This window comes from Sphingomonas hylomeconis (assembly GCF_025370105.1).
Classification (GTDB): domain Bacteria; phylum Pseudomonadota; class Alphaproteobacteria; order Sphingomonadales; family Sphingomonadaceae; genus Sphingomonas; species Sphingomonas hylomeconis.
Genome location: NZ_JANQBK010000015.1, coordinates 163,182 through 183,425 on the forward strand (window position 1 = coordinate 163,182; position 20,244 = coordinate 183,425).

Annotated in this window: 20 protein-coding genes, 2 tRNA genes and 1 pseudogene; 17 read left to right on the top strand and 6 right to left on the bottom strand. The window is 67.2% G+C overall.

The window, feature by feature from the left end; all coding sequences use genetic code 11:
- Positions 1-34: 34 nt before the first annotated feature.
- Positions 35-844 carry an esterase/lipase family protein gene (locus NV401_RS15815; protein WP_261295409.1) on the top strand — a complete coding sequence of 270 codons (810 nt, stop codon included), beginning with the start codon at positions 35-37 and terminating at the stop codon, positions 842-844.
- An 89-nt stretch (positions 845-933) separates the two neighbouring features.
- Here NV401_RS15815 and NV401_RS15820 read toward each other — a convergent pair whose 3' ends face one another.
- On the bottom strand, positions 934-1,284 hold the full coding sequence (locus tag NV401_RS15820; RefSeq protein ID WP_261295410.1) for a phasin family protein: 351 nt from the start codon (positions 1,282-1,284) through the stop codon (positions 934-936).
- A gap of 144 nt (positions 1,285-1,428) precedes the next feature.
- Here NV401_RS15820 and NV401_RS15825 point away from each other — a divergent pair, with 144 nt between their 5' ends.
- Both NV401_RS15825 and NV401_RS15830 read left to right on the top strand, forming a co-directional pair.
- Complete coding sequence (locus NV401_RS15825; protein WP_261295411.1) at positions 1,429-2,427, top strand: hypothetical protein; 999 nt, start codon at positions 1,429-1,431, stop codon at positions 2,425-2,427.
- A gap of 74 nt (positions 2,428-2,501) precedes the next feature.
- The gene (locus NV401_RS15830) at positions 2,502-2,957 is read left to right on the top strand and encodes a bactofilin family protein (protein WP_261295412.1); all 456 of its coding nucleotides are present in this window, start codon (positions 2,502-2,504) and stop codon (positions 2,955-2,957) included.
- Here NV401_RS15830 and NV401_RS15835 read toward each other — a convergent pair.
- Positions 2,938-3,954 carry an alpha/beta fold hydrolase gene (locus NV401_RS15835; RefSeq protein WP_261295413.1) on the bottom strand — a complete coding sequence of 339 codons (1,017 nt, stop codon included), beginning with the start codon at positions 3,952-3,954 and terminating at the stop codon, positions 2,938-2,940. The genes NV401_RS15830 and NV401_RS15835 overlap by 20 nt on opposite strands.
- A gap of 133 nt (positions 3,955-4,087) precedes the next feature.
- Between NV401_RS15835 and greB the strand changes: the two genes are divergently transcribed.
- The 5 genes and pseudogenes from greB (at position 4,088) to NV401_RS15860 (ending at position 8,220) form a co-directional block, all read left to right on the top strand.
- Entirely contained in the window at positions 4,088-4,579 is a 492-nt protein-coding gene (gene greB, locus NV401_RS15840; RefSeq protein ID WP_261295414.1) for a transcription elongation factor GreB, read from the top strand.
- A gap of 53 nt (positions 4,580-4,632) precedes the next feature.
- Entirely contained in the window at positions 4,633-5,412 is a 780-nt protein-coding gene (locus tag NV401_RS15845; RefSeq protein ID WP_261295415.1) for an NYN domain-containing protein, read from the top strand.
- A 122-nt stretch (positions 5,413-5,534) separates the two neighbouring features.
- Positions 5,535-7,181, top strand: coding sequence for a M20/M25/M40 family metallo-hydrolase (locus NV401_RS15850; protein ID WP_261295416.1), 1,647 nt, complete (start codon positions 5,535-5,537; stop codon positions 7,179-7,181).
- 158 nt (positions 7,182-7,339) lie between these two features.
- Positions 7,340-7,612 carry an acylphosphatase gene (locus tag NV401_RS15855; protein WP_261295417.1) on the top strand — a complete coding sequence of 91 codons (273 nt, stop codon included), beginning with the start codon at positions 7,340-7,342 and terminating at the stop codon, positions 7,610-7,612.
- A gap of 41 nt (positions 7,613-7,653) precedes the next feature.
- A pseudogene (locus NV401_RS15860) lies at positions 7,654-8,220 on the top strand (Uma2 family endonuclease).
- A 42-nt stretch (positions 8,221-8,262) separates the two neighbouring features.
- Here NV401_RS15860 and ettA read toward each other — a convergent pair.
- Positions 8,263-9,942 carry an energy-dependent translational throttle protein EttA gene (gene ettA, locus NV401_RS15865; protein ID WP_261295418.1) on the bottom strand — a complete coding sequence of 560 codons (1,680 nt, stop codon included), beginning with the start codon at positions 9,940-9,942 and terminating at the stop codon, positions 8,263-8,265.
- Between the two features lie 356 nt (positions 9,943-10,298).
- Here ettA and NV401_RS15870 point away from each other — a divergent pair, with 356 nt between their 5' ends.
- From NV401_RS15870 to NV401_RS15890, 5 genes are all read left to right on the top strand, one after another.
- Entirely contained in the window at positions 10,299-11,705 is a 1,407-nt protein-coding gene (locus tag NV401_RS15870; RefSeq protein WP_261295419.1) for a M20/M25/M40 family metallo-hydrolase, read from the top strand.
- A gap of 157 nt (positions 11,706-11,862) precedes the next feature.
- Positions 11,863-12,126, top strand: a complete 264-nt coding sequence (locus NV401_RS15875; RefSeq protein ID WP_261295420.1) for a hypothetical protein — start codon at positions 11,863-11,865, stop codon at positions 12,124-12,126.
- Positions 12,127-12,317: 191 nt separating this feature from the next.
- Positions 12,318-12,394: transfer RNA gene (locus NV401_RS15880), tRNA-Pro, on the top strand.
- A 55-nt stretch (positions 12,395-12,449) separates the two neighbouring features.
- Positions 12,450-12,644 (top strand): hypothetical protein, encoded by a 195-nt coding sequence (locus tag NV401_RS15885; protein WP_261295421.1) that lies wholly within the window; start codon positions 12,450-12,452, stop codon positions 12,642-12,644.
- Between the two features lie 53 nt (positions 12,645-12,697).
- Positions 12,698-12,774, top strand: a tRNA-Ile gene (locus tag NV401_RS15890).
- An 8-nt stretch (positions 12,775-12,782) separates the two neighbouring features.
- Here the strand turns inward: NV401_RS15890 and NV401_RS15895 are convergent.
- Positions 12,783-13,802, bottom strand: a complete 1,020-nt coding sequence (locus tag NV401_RS15895; protein ID WP_261295422.1) for a polysaccharide deacetylase family protein — start codon at positions 13,800-13,802, stop codon at positions 12,783-12,785.
- A 41-nt stretch (positions 13,803-13,843) separates the two neighbouring features.
- Positions 13,844-15,730 (bottom strand): sensor histidine kinase, encoded by a 1,887-nt coding sequence (locus NV401_RS15900; RefSeq protein ID WP_261295423.1) that lies wholly within the window; start codon positions 15,728-15,730, stop codon positions 13,844-13,846.
- A gap of 184 nt (positions 15,731-15,914) precedes the next feature.
- Here NV401_RS15900 and NV401_RS15905 point away from each other — a divergent pair, with 184 nt between their 5' ends.
- Together NV401_RS15905 and NV401_RS15910 are read left to right on the top strand one after the other, a co-directional pair.
- Positions 15,915-16,382 (top strand): Lrp/AsnC family transcriptional regulator, encoded by a 468-nt coding sequence (locus NV401_RS15905; RefSeq protein ID WP_261295424.1) that lies wholly within the window; start codon positions 15,915-15,917, stop codon positions 16,380-16,382.
- A 13-nt stretch (positions 16,383-16,395) separates the two neighbouring features.
- The gene (locus tag NV401_RS15910) at positions 16,396-17,010 is read left to right on the top strand and encodes a class I SAM-dependent methyltransferase (protein WP_261295425.1); all 615 of its coding nucleotides are present in this window, start codon (positions 16,396-16,398) and stop codon (positions 17,008-17,010) included.
- A 225-nt stretch (positions 17,011-17,235) separates the two neighbouring features.
- Here the strand turns inward: NV401_RS15910 and NV401_RS15915 are convergent, their stop codons facing one another.
- Complete coding sequence (locus tag NV401_RS15915) at positions 17,236-18,525, bottom strand: hypothetical protein (RefSeq protein ID WP_261295426.1); 1,290 nt, start codon at positions 18,523-18,525, stop codon at positions 17,236-17,238.
- Positions 18,526-18,687: 162 nt separating this feature from the next.
- On the opposite strand from NV401_RS15915, the gene yaaA reads away from it, so the two are divergent.
- Together yaaA and NV401_RS15925 are read left to right on the top strand one after the other, a co-directional pair.
- Positions 18,688-19,443, top strand: a complete 756-nt coding sequence (gene yaaA, locus NV401_RS15920; RefSeq protein ID WP_261295427.1) for a peroxide stress protein YaaA — start codon at positions 18,688-18,690, stop codon at positions 19,441-19,443.
- Complete coding sequence (locus NV401_RS15925; protein ID WP_261295428.1) at positions 19,440-20,138, top strand: SDR family NAD(P)-dependent oxidoreductase; 699 nt, start codon at positions 19,440-19,442, stop codon at positions 20,136-20,138. Before yaaA ends, NV401_RS15925 begins: the two co-directional genes overlap by 4 nt.
- The last annotated feature ends 106 nt before the right edge of the window (positions 20,139-20,244 follow it).

Sequence of the window (20,244 nt, forward strand, 5' to 3'; positions counted from 1 at the left end):
ACCATCTGGGTCTGCCGCGCATTCAGACCGGACGATGAAACAGCCTTCCCTGCCATTCCGATCGGATACCGATACGACCGCCCGGCCGCCCTCGGTGTTCCTGGCGCTGACCGAATTGCCGCGCGCGCTCGCCGAGCTTTCCGCGCTCGGCCTGGTCGCGCCGATGCTGGCGAAGGCGCCGCGCGGCGATGGCCATCCGGTGCTCGTGCTGCCCGGCCTGGGCACCACGGATCTGGCGATGGCCATCCTGCGCCAGTATCTCAACCGGCTGGGCTACGCCGCCCATGCGTGGGAACTGGGCCGCAACCTGGGCCCGAAGGCGATCGGCGACGAAGGCGAGAAGCTGCTCGCGCGGCTGCAGGCGGTGCACGACCAGACCGGCCAGCGCGTCAGCATCGTCGGCTGGAGCCTCGGCGGCATTATGGCGCGGCAGGTGTCGCGCCGCGCGCCGGGCCTGGTGCGGCAGGTGATCACGCTCGGCGCGCCCTTCTCCGGCTCGCCGCGCGCGACCAATGTCTGGCGTGCCTATCAGGCGCTGACCGGCGACCGGATCGAGAGCGATGCGGTACAGGCGCAGTTGCGCGAAAGCGCCGCACCGCCGCCGGTCCCCTCGACCTCGATCTTCAGCCGGCAGGACGGCCTCGTCGCGTGGCGGAACTGCCTCGAACCGGCCGGGCCCGAGACCGACAATATCGAGGTGCATGGCAGTCATTGCGGGCTCGGCGTCAATCCCACGGTGCTGTACGCGATCGCCGACCGGCTGGCACAGGCGGACGGCGACTGGCACCCGTTCGAGCGCAGCGGGCTGAAGGCGATGATCTACCCCTTCGCCGGCCACGCCTGACATCGTTGCGCGCGCCAGCACCGATGGCGCACCCGCAATCAGGTGTGCGGTAACAAAGGTGGCGGTTCAGCGCCCGCCCCCTGCCCGCCTCACTCCTTACCCGTCAGCGGCGCCACCGAATCCTTGCCGACCTGGACGATCAGTTCGGCGATCTCCTTGACCTGTGCGATGTTGCGATCGCTTTGCTCGCGCAGATAATCGCCCTGCACCTTCATCACCTCGGCCAGATCCTTCGCCCCCGCAGCGGCGCGTAGCGCGGCGAAGGCTTCGCACGCGTTGCGCTCGGCCTGGTCGATCAGCTTCATGCTGACGGTGGATCCGCCCTCGGCCGCCCTGGCGCTCGATCGGCGCAGCGCATCGCCGGCCTTCTTTGCCGGATCGACGATCGTCTCGTTGATCGTGTCCTTCATCTTGTCGGTCGTGCTGCGCGTGTCGCCCATCGTCCTGCTCCTGCTCTGCCGTTTTGCGGTCTGGTGCGGAAATCGACCACATCGCTGGCCAAACGTCCATCCTCGATTGCGCGGGGCCGGGTGACGGACGTGCTTAACCGCGTTTAAACCCGGCCCGGCGCAACGTCGCGCGGCATGTCGATGTTCCGCCTTCCGCCCCGCGCATGTCTGCCGCATCCCGCCGTGACGATCGCCGCGGCGGCACCGGTGATGCTGTGTGCCTGGCTGCCCACCGCGCCCGGCGCGGCGACGGCGACCGCCGCTTTGGCCGGCGTCGCCGCGCTCGCGCTGGCGCTCTGGCAGATGCTGCGCCGCCTCGGCGTGCCCGATCCCGATCGCGCCGCCGCCCTGATCCTGCTGTTGCCCAGCGTCGCGCTGAACGGGGTGATCGGCGCGCATGATACGCTATGGGCAGCGATCCTGCTGCTCGCGCTGGTCGCCGCGCTCGATCGCCGCCACGATGCGATGCTCGGCTGGGCCGGGCTGGCGATCGGGCTGAACCCGCAGGCCGGCCTGACCGCGCCCTTGTTCGTCGCGCTGCTGATCAACCGCCGCGTCCCGCTGCTGCGCTGGCCGATCGCGCCGCTTGCCGCGGCGGCGGCGCTGCTCGGCACGGGCAGTGTCGGCTGGACAATCGGGCTCCGGCCGCTGCTGCACGAGGCGATCACGGGCCATCTGCTGGCGATCGATGCGCCCAATATCTGGACCATCGTGCAGACGCTGCCGCTCGGCTATCCCCTGCTCGGCCTGGCCATCGCCATCGCGATCGGCACGATCGCGACGGTCATCGCGCATTTCGCCGCGCGACCGATCGGCGACCATGACATGATCGCCGCCGCCTTATTGTGCACGATGCTCGCCGCCGGCTTGCTTCCGTTGATGCACGAACGCGCCTTCTTCCTCGCCGACATTCTCAGCCTCGCGCTGGCGCTGGTTCGACGCGATCGGGCGCACTGGCGGATCGCGCTGCTGGTCCAGGCCGGATCGACGCTCGCCCTGCTTGGCCACGCCAGCGGTATCGATGCGCTGACCATACTGGGCGGCGGCATGACGATCGCGGCAACGGCGCTGCTCGCCGGCCCATTGCTCAGGCCGGCCGCCAACGACAATCCGGTCATCGCGCGCAGCGCCTGATTGGCCGCGATAAATCTGCAACTTATGCTGGCTATGCTCGTGGCTCGTCGCCCGACCGCACAGGATTTCGCGCCATGTTCAATCGTGATCGCAGTACCGGCAAGCCGAACACGCGCGCCGATACGCCCGGCCCCGGCGGCAAGCGGGGCATGTTCTCGGTGATCGGGCCTGACGTCACGATCAGCGGCACGGTCACTGCCACCGCCGATCTGCATATCGACGGCCGCATCGAGGGCGACGTGACCTGCGGCGCGCTGGTGCAGGGCGCCGGCAGCCATATCATCGGCACGGTCGCCGCGCAGAGCGCGCGCCTCGGCGGGCAGATCGAGGGCAATGTGACGGTGCGGCAGCTCAGCGTCGAGCGCGCGGCCAGGATCCGCGGCGATGTCGAATACGAGACGATCGCGATCGAGAACGGCGCCTCTATCGACGGGCGCCTGCGCCATGCGTCTGCCGCGGCGCCATCGGCTGCGGCCGAGGAACCGATACGGCTGATCTCTGCGGTCGAGGCTAGCGGCGCTGCGGCCTGAGCGCGTCGAGCAGCGCCGCCTCGAACCGCGCCGGCGCCTCGATCTGCGGCGCATGGCCCAGCCCGTCGAGCCTGACGAGCACGGCATTTTTCATCCGCCGCACTGCGCCCGGCGCGTTGAACGGTATGGCGGTGAGGAATTTCTGCAGCGACGGCGGCGCCTGCTGGCGGCCGAACGCGGTGCGATCGAGCGTACCGATGATCATCGTTGCGGGCGGCGTGATCCGTTCCAGTTCGTGCGCCACCGGCTGGGTGCGGATCATCTCGCTGGTCTTCGCCTGGGCCAGCGCCACCGCATCGCGCCCGCTGCCGTAATACATGCCGGCCAGCATCCACACCCAGCGGTCATAGGCCGGCTTCCAGCTGTCGTGATAGTAATTGGCCTGTTGATAGGCCTTGATCGAGGCGTAGCTCGTGCGCTTCTCGCCCGCCCACAGCGTATCGACATCGGTATAGCCGACGCCCTCTTCGCTGCGATCCTTCAGCCCGATCGGATTGACCAGCACGAGCCGGTCGACGGCGGCGGGAAACATGATCGCATAGCGCATCGCCAGCATGCCGCCCATCGAATGCCCGACGACCGAGGCGCGCTGCACGCCGCGCGTGATCAGCAGCTTGTTGGTCAGCGCCGCCATCAGTTCCAGGCTGTATTGCGCGGCCTTGGGCTTGGACGATTTGCAGAAACCGAGCTGGTCCGGGATGATCACGCGAAAGCCGGCCGCGGCCAGCGCGCGCGCGCTGCTTTCCCAGGTGGCGCCGCAGAAGTTCTTGCCGTGCAGCAGCACCACGGTGCGACCGTTGGGGCGCTCGGCGGCAATGTCCATGAACGCCATCCGCGCCGGCGCACCAACGATATCGACGGTCATCGACTGGACCGGCCAGGGATAATCGAACCGCTCGAGATTGGGCCCGAAATCGCGCGCGACGGGCACGGGCTCCGCGGCGGCGGTCAGTGCCAGCGCCGCCATCGCCGCCAGACAGAAACCCGGATGCCGCATTCTTGTACTCCAATAATCCACAGACGCGCAGCATAGCGTTAGTTAACGCGCCCTGCACCGTGTTATTGTTACAGATTAACAATGCTGGCGCCGGGCTTGCGCTCGGCGCCGCTGCGCAGGCATGAACATCGGCATGGACCGCCCCAATTATATCACCCCCGCCGGCTATGCGGCGCTCAGCGCGGAATACCGCCAGCTGCTGGGCGAAGAGCGCCCCAAGCTGGTCGATGTCATCTCCTGGGCGGCGGGCAATGGCGATCGTTCTGAGAATGGCGACTATATCTACGGCCGCAAGCGACTGCGCGAGATCGATCGCCGTGCCGGCTTTCTCGCGCGGCGGATGAAAGCGGCCAAGGTGGTCGATCCCGCGCAGCAGCCCGATCGCACCCACGTCTATTTCGGTGCGACCGTGACGATCGCGGACGAGGACGACGTGCAGCGCACGCTGACTATCGTCGGCGACGACGAAACCGAGGCCGGCGCCGGCCGGATCGGCTGGAACGCGCCGCTCGCCCGTGCGCTGCGCGGCGCCGGGATCGGCGATGTACGACGCGTCGAGCTGCCTGGCGGCGAGCGCGAATATGAGGTCATGGCGATCAGCTATCCGCCTGCCATTCGGGGGTGACACTCCCCTGCCCCGGCTGTTAGGCCCGCATCACGCAATCAACGGAGACCGGCATGAGCGACGATCCCACCCGAAACGTCGCGCTGCTGATCGACGCCGACAATGCCCAGCCCTCGTCGCTCGATCCGGTACTGACCGTGCTGGCCGATCTCGGCGCGGTCAACGTGCGCCGCGCGTACGGCAACTGGAGCAAGCCGGGGCTGAAGACCTGGGCGGCGCTCACGCTCAAGCACGGCATCGAACCGCAGCAGCAGTTCGACATCACCAAGGGCAAGAACGCCACCGACATGAAGATGACGGTCGACGCGATGGACCTGCTGTATCGCGGCCGCGTCACCGGCTTCGGGATCATGTCGTCGGACAGCGATTTCATGCCGCTGGTGATGCGCATCCGGCAGGAAGGGCTGCCGGTCTACGGCTTCGGCTCGTCGCGCACGCCCGAGGGGTTCCGCCAGGCCTGTACCCGGTTCATCGATGTGACGGGCCTTGCCGTGCAGGAGGAATTGCCGCCGCCCCGGCCGGTCGCGCCCAAGCCGGTCAAACCGGCCGGCACCGCCGCGGCGCCCGGGCTGACGCTGCCGCCGCCGATCATGGTTACCGCGGCGCCAGTCGGCGAGGAACTGGTCAAGCTGCTGGGGGACGCCTGGAAGGCAGCGAAGCGCGATGCGGACGGCTTTGCCAGCGTGTCCGAAGTCGGCCGCATCGCCGGCAACCGGTCGAGCTTCGACGTCCGCAGCTACGGCTTTTCCAAGCTCGCCGACCTGATCGCCACCTTGCCCGAGTTCCGCGCCGAAGTGCGCGAGGGCAGAACCTATGTGAAGCGGGTCCGCTGAATCAGTCTCGAAACGGGCAGTTCCCCTGCGAAAGCAGGGGCCCAGGGCCCATGGCGCAACGCCTGTAACCCTGGACTCCTGCTTTCGCAGGAGAACGCCGATCGCAAATGGAACGAAGCAAGATGAAACGCACCCTCGCCCTATCCCTGGCAGCGCTGACCTTGATCGGTGCGGCCAAGGCCCCCGCCACGGTCGATCCGGCGCGCCTGTCCGGGATTACCAAGACGCTCGCCTCCGACGATTTCGAAGGCCGCGGCCCCGGCACACCCGGCGAGACCAAGACGATCGCCTATCTGATCGCGCGCTTCAAGGCGCTGGGGCTGGAGCCGGGCGGCACGGCAGGGTCGTGGATCCAGAAGGTGCCGTTGATCCACACGCAATTGGGCGACGGCACGACCGAACTGATCGCTGCCGACGGCAAGCGGACTGCGCTGATACGGCCGGGCGACCTCAACCTCACCACCGTCGGCGCTGCGCCGCGGATCGATATCGCCGGCGCGCCACTGGTCTTCGTCGGCTACGGCGTGACCGCGCCGGAGGCCGGGTGGGACGATTTCAAGGGCGTCGACCTCAAGGGCAAGGTCGCCGTGTTCCTGGTCAACGATCCCGATTTCGAGGCGGTCGCGGGCGAAGATGCCAAGGGCCGGTTCGGCGATCGCCGCATGACCTATTATGGCCGCTGGACCTACAAGTTCGACGAGGCGGCACGGCGCGGCGCGGTGGCGGCTTTGATCGTGCACGACACCGGGGGCGCCGGCTATGGCTGGTCGACCGTCTCGGCCAATGCCGGCGAGAATTACGACATCGTCCGTGCCGCCGACGACAAGCGTATTCCGCTGCAGGGCTGGATCGCGCACGACGTCGCCGACCGGCTGTTCGCGTCGGCCGGTCAGGATTTGAACGCGCTGCGCAAAAAGGCGCGCACCGCCGCGTTCCGCCCGGTCGAGCTGCCGCTGCGCTTCGCCGCGTCGCTGCCGGTCAAGGTCGATCGGATCGAGAGCGCCAACGTGATCGCCAAGCTCACCGGCAAGACACGCCCGAACGAGAGCGTGATGTTCGCGGCGCACTGGGACGCATACGGCCAGGGACCGGCCGAGGCCGGCGGCAAGACGATCCGCCCCGGTGCCAATGACGACGCCCTGGGCGTGGCCGGCGTGCTCGAACTCGCGCGCCTGTTCAAGGCCGCGCCGCGCACCGATCGCACCCTGGTATTTGCCGCCTGGACGGCCGAGGAGCGCGGGCTGCTCGGATCGGAATATTATGCCACGCACCCAATCTATCCGCTGGCGACCAACGCCGCCAACCTGACGCTCGACATCCTGCAGACCGCCGGCCCGGCGAAGGACGTGATCCTGGTCGGCGCGGGCAATTCGACGCTCGATACGCTGCTGACCCAGGCAGCGACCGCGCAGGGCCGCACGATCACGCCCGAAACGTTCAGCGAGCGCGGCCTGTTCTACCGCGCCGATCATTTCTCGGTCGTGCGCCGCGGCGTGCCCGCGCTGCAACTGATGGCGCTGGGCGGTGCTGCCGACATGAAGGTCGGCGGCCGTGCCGCCGGGCAGGCCTGGCTCGATGCCTATATGGCCTGCTATCACAAGACCTGCGATGCCTGGGATGCGGGCTGGGATCTGACCGGCGCCGCCCAGGATGTCGCGCTGTTCCACGCGATGGGCACGCAACTGGCCAAGGCAGGGACATGGCCCGCCTGGAGCGCGACCTCCGAATTCGCCGCCGAACGCGCCAGGTCCGCCGCGGCGCGAGAATAGCCCTATCGGCTCGTCGCGCTTTCAGACCATGCCACGCCGGAAGCCCTTCGGATTACGACGAGTTCAGCATCTCACTCTGCTGTCCACGGTGTCACGGTGCTAGCTGGACGTTGGATCGTGCGGGGGTCGCCGGTCCGTCAGAAGAAGAGTTCAAGAGTATGTCAGCGCACCGCATGATCGTTACCGGCAAGGTCCAGGGCGTCGGATATCGTAACTGGGCGGTCGGCCGCGCCCGCGTGTTCGGCGTCACCGGCTATGTCCGCAACAGTGGCAAGGCCGTCGAAGTCGTGGTGTCGGGCGACGACGACGCGGTCGAAAAGATGATCGAGGCGATGCGTGAGGGTCCCGCGACCGCCCGCGTCGATCATGTCGAAGTGCATGCCGCCAACGACGCGAAGTTGAAGGGCTTCACCAAGCGGCTGGGGGCCTAGCGGACGCTGGCGCCACGCGCAAAACGTGGTAACTTTCGCTCATGACGATTCACGAGCAACTCTCGCAATCGCATCTCGCCAAGCTGACTGTGAAGGATTTCCTCACGCTTGCCGAAGCCGGTTCGTTCGATCGCTACGCACGCAGCGAATTGATCGAGGGGGAGATCTGGGTCGTGAATTCGATTCACCGCACGCATGCGCGTGTTCAGGCAGAGATGACGGCAGCGGTTAGCGTCGCGCTGCGCGCGGCCGGCCTCGATCTGGTGTTGTACGCGAGCCCTTCCACCGAACTCGCGGACGATAGCCTGCCTGAACCGGACATTGTCGTCGGCGTGCCTGCCGACGGCAAATGAATGGCTGGCACCGAGGTCGTGCTGGCAATCGAGATTTCGGTTTCGACGCTGAAAATGGACCTCGGGCGAAAATTGCATCTCTATGCGCGGCACGGGATACCAGAATATTGGGTCGTCGATCCCGAGGCCGCAGTGATCCATCAGTATTGGGAGAAGGCCGACAACGGCTACGCCAAGGTGCGCGAGATAGCCCTGGGCGAGCCGATCACCGCCGCGACGATCCCCGGCCTGAGCGTGGAAACGTCGCGCTTGTAATCAGGCGGAACCGGCGGGCGCTTTGCCCGCCGGTTCCGAAGATCAGCGCGTCAGCTTCTTGTATGCCAACGCGGTAGGCCGATCCGCCGCGTCGCCCATGCGACGGCGCTTGTCTTCCTCATACGCCTCGAAGTTTCCCTCGAACCATTCGACATGGCTGTTGCCCTCGAACGCCAGGATGTGCGTGGCAAGGCGATCGAGGAAGAAGCGATCGTGGCTGATCACCACCGCGCAACCGGCGAAATTCTCGATCGCTTCCTCCAGCGCGCCCAGCGTCTCGACGTCGAGATCGTTGGTCGGTTCGTCGAGCAGCAGCACGTTGCCGCCGCGCTTGAGCATCTTGGCGATGTTGACGCGGTTGCGCTCGCCGCCCGAGAGCTTGCCGACATTCTTCTGCTGGTCCGAACCCTTGAAGTTGAACGCGCCGACATAGGCGCGGGTCGACTGGTCGTGGCCATTGATCTTCATGTAATCATGGCCCTCGGAGATTTCCTCCCAGACGTTCTTCTTCGGATCGAGGTGATCGCGGCTCTGGTCGACATAGCCGAGCCGCACGGTGCTGCCCTTGTCGATCGTGCCACTGTCCGGCGTCTCGCCGCCGATGATCAGCTTGAACAAGGTCGACTTGCCGGCGCCGTTGGGGCCGATCACGCCAACGATGCCGCCCGCCGGCAGCGTGAAGCTGAGATTTTCGAACAGCAATTTGTCGCCGTAAGCCTTGGAGACGTTCTCGACCTCGATCACCTTGCCGCCCAGCCGCTCGGGCACCTGGATGACGATCTGCGCCTTGCCCGGCGTGCGGTTCTGCTGCTGTTCGACCAGGCGATCGAAATTGGCGATACGCGCCTTGGACTTGGTCTGGCGCGCCTTGGCGCCCTGCCGGATCCATTCGAGCTCGTTGCGGATCGCCGTCTGGCGGCCCGAATCCTCGCGCTCCTCCTGTTCGAGGCGCTTGGATTTCTTCTCCAGATAGGTCGAGTAATTGCCCTCGTAGGGGAAATACTTGCCGCGATCGATCTCCAGGATCCATTCGACGACGTTATCCAGGAAATAGCGATCGTGGGTGATCATCAGCACCGCGCCGGCATATTCCTTGAGATGGTTCTCGAGCCATTTGACGCTCTCGGCGTCGAGATGGTTGGTCGGTTCGTCGAGCAGCAGGATCGACGGCTTCTGGATCAGCAGCCGGGTCAGCGCGACGCGGCGCTTCTCACCGCCCGACAGGCTGGTCACCGGCGAATCCGACGGCGGGCAGCGCAGCGCTTCCATCGCGAGTTCGAGCTGGCTGTCGAGCGACCAGCCGTCGATCGCATCGATCTTGGCCTGCAGCTCGCCCATTTCCTCCATCAGCGCGTCGAAATCGGTATCGTCCTGCGGATCGCCCATCTCGGCCGAGATCGCGTTGAAGCGATCGACCATGTCGGCCGCCCCGCGTGCGCCATCCTTGACGTTCTCGAGCACGGTCTTGGTCGGATCGAGCTCCGGCTCCTGCTCGAGATAGCCGACGGTGATGTTCTCGCCCGGCCAGGCCTCACCGGTAAAATCGGTATCGACACCGGCCATGATCTTCATCAGCGTCGACTTGCCGGCGCCGTTCGGGCCGACGATGCCGATCTTGGCACCCTGATAGAATTGCAGGTTGATGCTGCTGAGCACCGGCTTGGGCGCGCCGGGAAAGGTTTTGGTCATGTCCTTCATCACGAAGGCGTATTGAGCGGCCACGGGAAATGCTCCGTTGTTGGCGAAATGATCTGCGGGAAAAGTTGCCCGCGATGTAGTCAACGCGGGCACGCTTGGCAACGCGCGGGGCTTGGGTGTAGCGTTCGACGATGGAACGGACCGAGATCCCCGAGGACGAACAAATTCCGGCTTGGGTTCACGCCGTGGACCACGCACGCGGGCGCCCAGGATACCAGGTGCCGATGCGCGCCGCGCGGCGCACCCGCTTTCACGGGGGCACAGGGGCAAGTCCCTGTTTGACGGGATAGCAACCGCGTCACTATCGCCCTCCCCGTTACGTATCGCCCGCCGCGGTCTTCCTTCGCACCGGCGTTCAATCCCCTGGAGCAATCACCCGCATGAAAACCGTCGCTTCCCTGCTGATCGCCGCCACCGCGCTCTCCCCGCTCGCCGCGCAACGCCCGCAGCAGCGCACCGATCTCCCGGCCCCCGCCAAGGTCGAGGCGAGCGTCGCCAAGCTGCGCGACGCGGCACTGAAGGACGAGGTCGCCTATGACATCGTCGAGGGCCTGACGACGGAAGTCGGGCAGCGCCTTGCCGGCACCGAAGCGGAGGCGCGCGCGCGCGCCTGGTCGGTCGTGAAGCTGAAGGCGTTGGGGTTCAAGAACGTGCGTATCGAGACCTACGACATGCCGGTCTGGGTGCGCGGCACGGAGACCGCGGAAGTGATCAGCCCGTTCCGGCAAAAGCTGCAGCTGACCGCCCTGGGCAATTCCGGCGCCACCCCGGCCGGCGGGCTGACCGCCGAAATCGCCTATTTCCCGACCTTCGCCGACCTGCAGGCCGCTCCCGCCGGCAGCCTCAAGGGCAAGATCGCGTTCGTGTCGAACGCGATGGTCGCGACGCAGGATGGCTCGTCCTACGGCCAGTTCGGCGCGGCGCGCTTTACCGGCCCCAATGTCGCGGCACAGAAGGGCGCAGCGGCGATCGTCGTCCGGTCGATCGGCTCGGATCACGGCCGCGGTCCGCATGCCGGGCTGACCAATTTCGCCGACGGCGTGACGCCGATCCCGGCTGCCGCGCTGGCCACCGCGGATGCCGACAACCTCTCGCGCATGGTCGCCCGCGGCAAGCCGGTGCGTCTCAAGCTCGTCCTCAGCCCGCGGCAGACCGGCGTGCATCAGTCCGGCAACGTGGTCGCGGAAGTCCCGGGCAGCGATCCCAAGGCCGGGATCGTGCTGGTCGGCGGGCATCTCGACAGCTGGGATCTCGGCACCGGCGCGATCGACGACGCCTCGGGCGTGGCGATCACCGCCGCGGCGGCCAAGCGCCTGCTCGACGGCCCCCGCCCCCGCCGCACGATCCGCGTCGTGTGGTTCGGTTCGGAGGAAGTCGGCGGCTTCGGTGGCCGCGCCTATCTTGCCGCGCATCGCGACGAACGGCACGTGCTGGCGGCAGAATCCGATTTTGGCGCGGATCGCGTGTGGCGGCTGGAGACCAACCTGCCCGACGCCGCCCGCCCGATCGCGGACCGCCTGGCGATCGCGCTTGCCCCGCTCGGCATCGTCCGCGGCACCGGCACGTCGCACGGCGGCGCCGATATCGAACCGGTGCTCGGCACGGGCGTCGCCGGGGTGGATCTCGACCAGTCCGGCCAGCGCTACTTCGATTACCATCACACGCCCGAGGATACGCTGGACCGCGTCGACCCTGCGCAGCTCGCGCAGAACGTCGCCGCATGGACGGCAATGCTGGCGATCGTCGCCAACGCGCCGGAGGATATCGGCCCGGTGTCACCGAAATGAGACGAACCGAGTCGCCCCTCCACCTTGCTGCAGGCTGAATCCCGACCTTCCTGGGGGATGTTTGCGATTGACCGCCCCAAAATCGCCGTTATTGGCAGTGGTTCGCGGGGGGCAATCGAGCTAGCCGCGAATTTTGCTATGCTTGGGAGCAAACCGCATGAAGAAGATCGCTTTTGTTCTCGCTGCCGCCGGCCTGATGTCCGTGGCCGCTTGCACCAAATCGCCGGAAGCCGAAGCTGTTGTTAACAACGCTGACATGGTTGCCGACAACATGGAAATGACTGCCGACAACATGGACGCGATGGCGGACAACACCTCGAACGCCGTCGCTTCCGACGTCCTCGAGAACGTTGCCGACAACATGAACGCCGCTGCCGACAACGTTCGCGACGCTGCGGACGAAAAGGTCGACAACATGTAATCGTGTCGATCGGGCTTCGGCCCGGTCGGTCTCGTTTCAGGAAAGGGCGTCCCGCAAGGGGCGCCCTTTTTCGTTGTGCGGATCGGATCCCGCCGCGCCGCGGCGCTGCCACACAATCGTCACATGCGGCACGATCCGCTGCCATAGCACCTTGCGTCCCCGCCCCATCCCGCCTAAGCGCAGCCCAGCGTCGGGGAGTGGCGCAGCCCGGTAGCGCGCCTGCTTTGGGAGCAGGATGTCGCAGGTTCGAATCCTGTCTCCCCGACCATTTTCCTTCATCACTGCCGGCGGCCCCTGCGGCCCCGCCGATCCGGGCGAAGCAGATGCGCACGATATCCCAGGACGTCGCGGTGCGGCTCTATCATCTCGGCGACGACGGCACGGCCGCGACGCTTGTCTACGGCACGCTGGCCGAGGCGCTGCAGCTGGCGGCGCAGCAGCCGGACGACGTGCAGGACGGGCTGTTCCTGCAGACCAGCAACGATGTCGTCGCCTATCTCGATTACATCGACGGCTGAACCGCCTGCCGCGTTGACCGAGACGCCGGGCTTCCGCTAACGAACCGGTGCGTGGGCCTGTAGCTCAACTGGTTAGAGCTGGCCGCTCATAACGGCTAGGTTGCGGGTTCAAGTCCTGCCGGGCCCACCACGACCATATCAGACCGCGTGCGCCGGCGACGCCGCCGCAGCGCTGCCGCACGCCGATCCAGCGATCAGCTCGTCCAAGGACGCCGGCGCCACACCGCGACGCTGCAGGTCGCCCAGCACCCGATCCCACCAATGATGGAAGGCCGCGAGGTCACCTGCATCGCGCACGTACGGCGTGCATCCGGGGACGAGCGAGGGCGAATGGAACGAGAAGTTGAGCACCCGCACGCCCTCGCCCACGGCAACCGCGACCGCTTCCAGCGCGGCGGCGAGCGGCATATCCTCCGGGGTCAGCGCGATGCGCGACAGCAGACCGGTGCGCGAGAACAGCCCCCGCCCCTTCGGCAGCCGCCCCAGCGCGCGATACAATGCGGCCCCGCCGCCCCGCGCCGCGCCGATGAAGACGGTGGACAGCGGCAGTTCGACGATTTGGTTGTTCGGCCCGCACCGGAACGCGTGGTTGCCGATCGCGCCGAAATCGGGCCCGGCTTCGGCGGCATAATCATAGCGCGCGCGCATCGAGCTATCGATGCGATAGCCCCTTGCCGCGAGCAGCCCCAGCGTGTCCGGCCCGATGCCATAGCGCCCGGCGCGATAGACGCGCGGGGGGATGCCGATCGCCTTGGTGATCGCGGCGCCCAGCACGTCGAGCTTGGCCGCCTGCAACGCCGCCGGCAGGTTGCCGGCGAAGCTGTTCTGCGGGCTCATCGCTTCCTCAATCGGCGGGTTGACCCAGGGGTGTAGCTGCGTGCCGACGGCCGAGCGCCCGTCCGCAACCACTGCGCGCAGGATATCGATCGATCGCGGATCGGTGGCGATCGGATGGTCGACGAGCAGGGTCAGCGGCACGCCACGATCGGCGAAGCGGCGATGCCCCTCCGGCATGGCCGCCATGGCGGTGACGTTGCGGTTGCCGCTGTCGAGTGGCTGCGCCCAGTCGAACTCTTCCTCGGTATCGACCGTCACGGTGAAGCGCGTCCCGAAATCCGCCGGCCAGTCGACCAGATCGCCGGGCGGCGGTGGCGTCACGCGATAGCCCCCCCGGGCAGGAGCTGCCCCGGCGGCCATGGTCAGCTGGACGAGGCCTGTTCCACCGCCATGCTGACGGCCGCCGGCAGCAGCAGGGTCAGGTGGTGCGCGTCGATCGCCAGCGCGCCGCCCAGTTCGTGCGCGAGGTTGCGCGCCAGCCGCAACGCAAAGCCGGTGCCGAGCAGCGGCGCGCCTTCCGCTTCGGCCACCGCCTCGGCATCGATGCTGAGGATCGCGTCATTGCCGAACGCGGCGAGCGCGCGCGGCCGATCGAACACCAGCGCGATCATCCCGTCCGCGCCCAGGGTCGCGATCACCTTGATCTGTTCGCCCGCCCCGCCCGAAGCGACCAATGTCGACATCAGCCGCCCGACCAGCCGCTCCACCGCCCGTTCGTCGCCCGCGATCGCGAGATCGAACGGGCCGGGATTGATCAGCATCTCCGTGCCGCGCAGCGTGGCCAGCGGCGCCAGATCGCCGGCGATCCGCACCAGCAGCGGCGCCAGCGGCACCTGTTCGGCGCGCAAGTCCAGCGCATGCGATTCAAGCCGCGCCGCCAGATCGATATCGTCGATAGCGGTGAGCAGCCCCCCCGCCTGGCTGCGGATCGTCCCTGCCTGTTCCCGATAGACCGGCGGCACCGGGCCGAGCATTTCGGTTTCGATCATCTCGGCAAAGCCGGCGATCGCGTTGGTCGGCGTGCGCAGTTCGTGGACCAATTGGCGCAGCGCGTCGGTCGCCGGGCTCGCCGTCGCCCGCGCCGGCGCGGCACTCTCGTCGACGCGCGGCCGCCGCGCGGTGCCGCGATAGCCGGTGAAGCGGCCGCTTTCATGCTCGAATACCGGCATGGCGCTGATCCGCCACTGTCCCGCGGCATCCGAAGTGCCATCGACCACCAGCCGCGCATCGGCGAAGCCGGCGCGACGGCGGAACGCGCCGCCGGCCACGCCGTCGACATGGGCGCCGCCCGATACGGCGTCGAGATCGAGCGACAGGCCGATCAGCGCCGCGCGTGCCGCCCCCTCCACCCAGCGCAGCACGCCGCGCGCGTCGGTCTCGAAGCGGAACGTCTGGGCCTGGGCCGGCTCCATCTCGAACAGGGCGGGCTGCTCGTCCGGCAGCCCGCGCGGCGGCGCATCGTCGCGCTGGCGCTGATAGGCATCGATGCGCGCCACCAGGTCGGCGATCTGGAACGGGCCTTCCGCCGCCACGGCGGGCGGCGCCGGCGCGGCATCGGCGCGGCGCAGTGCCTCGGCCACCACCGGCAAGCCGCGCGTGATCGATCCGACCGAGACGAACGGATTCTCGCCCGACGGCGCGGCCGGCGCGTCGATCGGCGGCGTCGTATCGGGGATCGCCGCCTCGGCCGTGCTTGCCGCCGTCGCCTCGCTTTCTGCCACGGGTTCTGGCGCAACGGCGACCGGCTCGACGCGACGCCACATCGCCCGGTTGCTGAACGCGACCGGCGCGGCCGGCGCTTCCTCAGGAGCCGGATCGGCGCGCGACGACAGCCGGAAATCGTTCGGCCCGAAGCTTTCCAGCGCGCGCCGCACCGCCGGCCCGAGATCGCGGCGATGGCGCAACACCGAGCGCGCGGCCGGCGACATGCGCGGCAGCAGGTCGATCCATTCATCGCTCTCGAGCACCGCGACCCGCAGCACCGGGCTGGCAATGTCGATCTCGTCATCGACGAACAACCGCACCAAGGCGGCCGGCGGATTGGCGCAGGCCAGCACGCGCGCGCTGGCCGCACGTACCGCCGCCGGCACCGTCGGGCGCAGCGCCGTCAGCCTGGCGATTGCCGCCTCGTCGGCGGGCACGCGGCGACGCCCGATCAGGTCGACCAACTGGCGCCAGGCCGACTGCGCGCCGAACGGCGACGACATCTCTGCCGCAAGCACCGTATCGAGGCTGTCGTCAAAGCGCACGTCATGACCCTTGTTACGCTCGCCCCACTGCGCGTCGTAAGAATTTCTTAACTGGCCCGCCACGTTTGCGGAAGCGGTTGATTTCGGAACGTCGCATTGTGGGACAATTGCGTTCCCTCGCAACATTATTATGCTTAGAGGCGGGTTGCGGGTCGAAAAACGGCGAATCTGGGAGCGTAACGTAATGGCCTTCGATCATATCGACCGGCAAATCCTGTCCTTGTTGCAGGCGGACGGGCGAATGACCAATGTGGATCTGGCGGAACGGGTCGGCCTGACCGCACCGCCCTGCCTGCGCCGGGTGCGCGCGCTGGAGGATGCCGGGGCGATCCGCGGCTATCATGCCGAGCTCGACGCGGCGACGCTCGGCTACCCGATCACCGTCTTCGCGATGGTCTCGCTGCGCAGCCAGGCCGAGCATGACCTGCATGCATTCGAGGAACATGTCGGCGCGATCCCCGAGATCCGCGAATGCCATATGCTCAACGGCGAGATCGACTTCATTCTCAAGATCGTCGCTGCCGATCTGAAGAGCTTCCAGGACATTCTGACCACCCACCTGACGCCCGCGCCGAATGTCGCGAGCGTCAAGACGTCGCTCACGATCCGTACGGCGAAGGCAGTGCCGGGGATACCGGTGCGGACCGACTAATCCGTTTCGGCTGGTGAACAGCGATCGTTCCGAGGGCTATGAAGGCATAGCCGAGCAGTTCATGACCGTTCGATCCGACAGCGGAGCGGCATTCGTGCGATCCTGGGCGCGAGACAATCTGCCGCCGGCGAGCGCCGTGGTCGATATCGGATGCGGCTCCGGCGTACCCGTGGCCCAGGCCCTGGTCGAAGGCGGCTTCAAAGTTTTCGGCGTCGATGCGTCGCCGTCATTACTGGCATCGTTCCGCAAGCGCTTTCCGACGGCGCAAAGTGCTTGCGAGGCCGCGCAGGACAGCGCGTTCTTCCACCGGACGTTCGATGCGGCGGTGGCGGTCGGGCTGCTGTTCCTGCTTTCCGCGGACGATCAGCGCAAAGTGATCGCGCGGGTGGCGGCGGCGCTCAGGCCGGGCGGACGGTTCCTGTTTACGGCACCGTGGCAGCGCTGCGAATGGCAGGACCTGCTGACCAATAGGCAGTCGAGATCGCTCGGCGCATCCGAGTATCAGCGTCTTTTGGATGCCTCCGGATTACGGCTGGTCTGCTGCCATGACGAGGACAATTACTTCTATGATGCGATCAAACCGCAGCCGTTCGGGCAGTCGGGGCCGACGCGCAACAACTGCTGCTGACCACCTGGATTGCCGCCCGCGTCGATCGAGGATCGCATCGCCGGCCGCCTTCAACGGCGCGCGCCCATCCGTCATGTACTGCAGCAGTTCAGGCGCAAGGCCGAGCATTTCACGACATCGGCCACGACGCCCGGCGGGGCGTCAGCGATCGATGCAAATCAACCTGGGCGCAAAAAAGGGCGGCATCGCTGCCGCCCTTTCTCGCTTCACGCTGATTGACAGCGCTTAGCCAGCGGCAGGCGTCGGCGCGCCCGGGGCATCGGCCCATACGCTCCACAGTGCCGCGATCTGGCCACGCAGCCCGGTGGTGACCTGCGCGAATGCCGCCTTGGCCGAAGCCTTGTCGCCAGCCTGCAGGTAGGCGATCCCGAGATGCGTGTTGATCTCGTCCTTGTTGAGCTTCGCACCGCCCTTGCTCAGCGCCAGCTTGTACATCTCGATCGCCTTGGCGGCATTGCCCGTGCCAAGCGCGTAATCGCCCACGCCATTGGCCTCCAGGCCGTCGGCGGCGGCCAGCGCGCGCTTCTCCTGCACCGCCAGCGAGCCTTCGCGCGCCAGCTGGGTGGTCGCTTCGCCGAGCGTCAGCTTGGCGGCCGAATTGGCCGGCGTCAGCTTGCCGGTGGCATTGCCTTCGGCGATCACGGCCTTGGCTTCGGCGGCATTGGCGGTCTGCACGGCAAGATCGGCATATTCGACATATTCGCGCTCGCCGGCGAGCGACTTGGTCGCGCGCAGCAGGCGGAACAGATCGATCCGCTCGCGCTTGGTGATCTTCTTGTCGTTATCGCCCTGGAAGCCGAACACGTAGATCGCGGTGTGCCAGTTGGGCTGGGTGTTGTAGGCGTACAGCCATTCGCGGGTCCAACGCATCGTGGCCGCCGTGTCCGGCGTCTTCTGCAGCGCGACGATGGCATATTTGTACAGGTCTTCGCTCACCGGCTGGCCTGCGGCCTTGTCGGCAGCAATCTGCTTTTCGATGTCCGCAACGCCACCGGCCGTGTCGCCGGACTGGATCTTGGTGCGTGCGATCTGCAACTGCATGTTGGGGGCGGTGAAGCCGGCCTGCACGGCGCGCTGATAGCCGGCCAGCGCCTGCGGATATTGCTTGGCGTTATAGGCGATGTTGGCGCGCATATAGGCATAGCGGCCGACTTCGGTCGCCGGCGTCTTGGGATTGGCGATCAGCGCGTCGAGCGGCCCGGCGAGCACGGCGGGGTTGCCGGCATCGCCGACCTTGTTGGCTTCGAGCTGCAGGCGATAGGCCTGCGCCAGATAGCGCTCGTCATCGGTCTTGGCACCGGCCTCGATCACGGCGACATTCGTCTCCGCGGTGGCGAAATCCTTGGCGGCGATCGCGGCGCCGGCGGCGGTCGCGGCAACGCGCAGCGGCTCGCTGACCACCAGGCCGCCCTTTGCCTCTTCCTTCTTCTTGGCGGCAGCCGGCGCCGTCATCGCGAAGCTGCTGGTGCCGGCAATCAGGACGGCGGCCAGCGCGGCTCTGGAAAATGATGTCACGAACGAACTCTCCTCTAGGCGGTGCGGCGCACCGTGGTCGACTCCTGCGCCGCTGTAACCTCCGCCCGGGGCGGGTCAAGCGACGCAGCTTTGTGCCGGCAATTGCCGTGCTGCGCCTGAACAACGATTGAATGCGCCCCTGGCTCCCGCTACCCGATTTGCATGATTGCCATTCTCTCCCCCGCCAAGACGCTCGACTATGACAGCCCGCTGCCGCCGCTGACCCCGACCGCGCCGCGCTTCGGCGACGAGGCGGTGAAACTGGCGGCATCGGCGGCCAATCTCAGCCAGAAGAAGCTCGCCGAACTGATGAGCATTTCCAAGCCGCTGGCCAAGCTCAACGCCGATCGCTTCGACGGCTTCGTCGAGCAGCCCGAGCGGCCGGCGCTGTTCGCCTTTGCCGGCGACGTCTATACCGGGTTCGAGGCCAAGACGCTTGACGAACCGGGGATCGAATTCGCGCAAGGCCATGTGCGCATGCTCTCCGGCCTGTACGGTTTGCTTCGCCCGCTCGACAAGATGCGTCCCTATCGTCTCGAAATGGGCACGCGCTGGGCGCCGCGGCGCAAGAACCTGTATGAATTCTGGGGCAACCGCATTGCCGATCTGCTAGCGGAGGATGTCGCCGAGGAGGGGTCGGGCGTGATCCTCAATCTTGCCAGCCAGGAATATTGGCATGCGGTCGACGGGCGGCTGCCGCAGGGCGTGCGCGTGATCGAGGTCGAGTTCCGCGAACCGGGCCCCAAGGGCCCGCGCTTCGTCAGCTTCAACGCCAAGCGCGCGCGCGGCATGATGGCGCGCTATCTATGCGAGCATCGCATCACCGACACGGAGGGGATGAAGGGCTTCGACACCGACGGCTATGCGTTCGACGCCGCCGAGAGCGACGACACGCGCTGGCGGTTCCTGCGCTCGTGAGCGGCACGGCGGTGGTCATCGGCGCCTCGGGCGGGATCGGCGCGGCGCTCGAGGAAGCGCTGCGCGACGAAGGCACGTTCGATCGCGTGTACGGCTTCGCCCGCTCGCGAGCCGGCGACCAGCATCTCGATCTGGAAGACGAAGCCAGCATCGCCGCGGCCGCCGCGGTGGTTGCCAAGGGCCCTGCGCCGACCTTGATCCTTGTCGCCACCGGGCTGCTGCACGCCGATGGCCATGGCCCCGAAAAGGCGATGCGCGAGTTCGATCCCGCCTGGCTCGCACGCGGCTTCGCGGTCAACACGATCGGCCCGGCCCTGGTCGCCAAACACTTTCTGCCGCTGATGACCAAGGGCCAGCGCGGCGTGTTTGCCGCACTGTCGGCGCGCGTCGGCAGCATCGCCGACAACAAGCTTGGCGGCTGGTACGGCTACCGCGCATCCAAGGCGGCGCTCAACATGATGCTGCGCACGCTGGCGATCGAGGAACGCCGCCGCAACGAGCGCAGCATCGTCGTCGGCCTGCACCCGGGCACCGTCGATACGGCGCTGTCCAAGCCGTTCCAGGGCAATGTGCAGCCGGGCCATCTGTTCGATGCCGGGCGCGCGGCGGTGCAGCTGCTCGACGTGATCGATGGCCTCAAGGTGCCCGACAGCGGCAAGGTGTTCGCCTGGGACGGCGCGGAACTGCCCTTCTGACGCCCCTCCCTCTCCTGAAGCGAGAAGGCGGGGCCCGCCCCACTACCCTTGGCATTTTAGGCCGCCTCAGCTAGAGCCGTCACACGACTGAAACCAACCCGAAAGC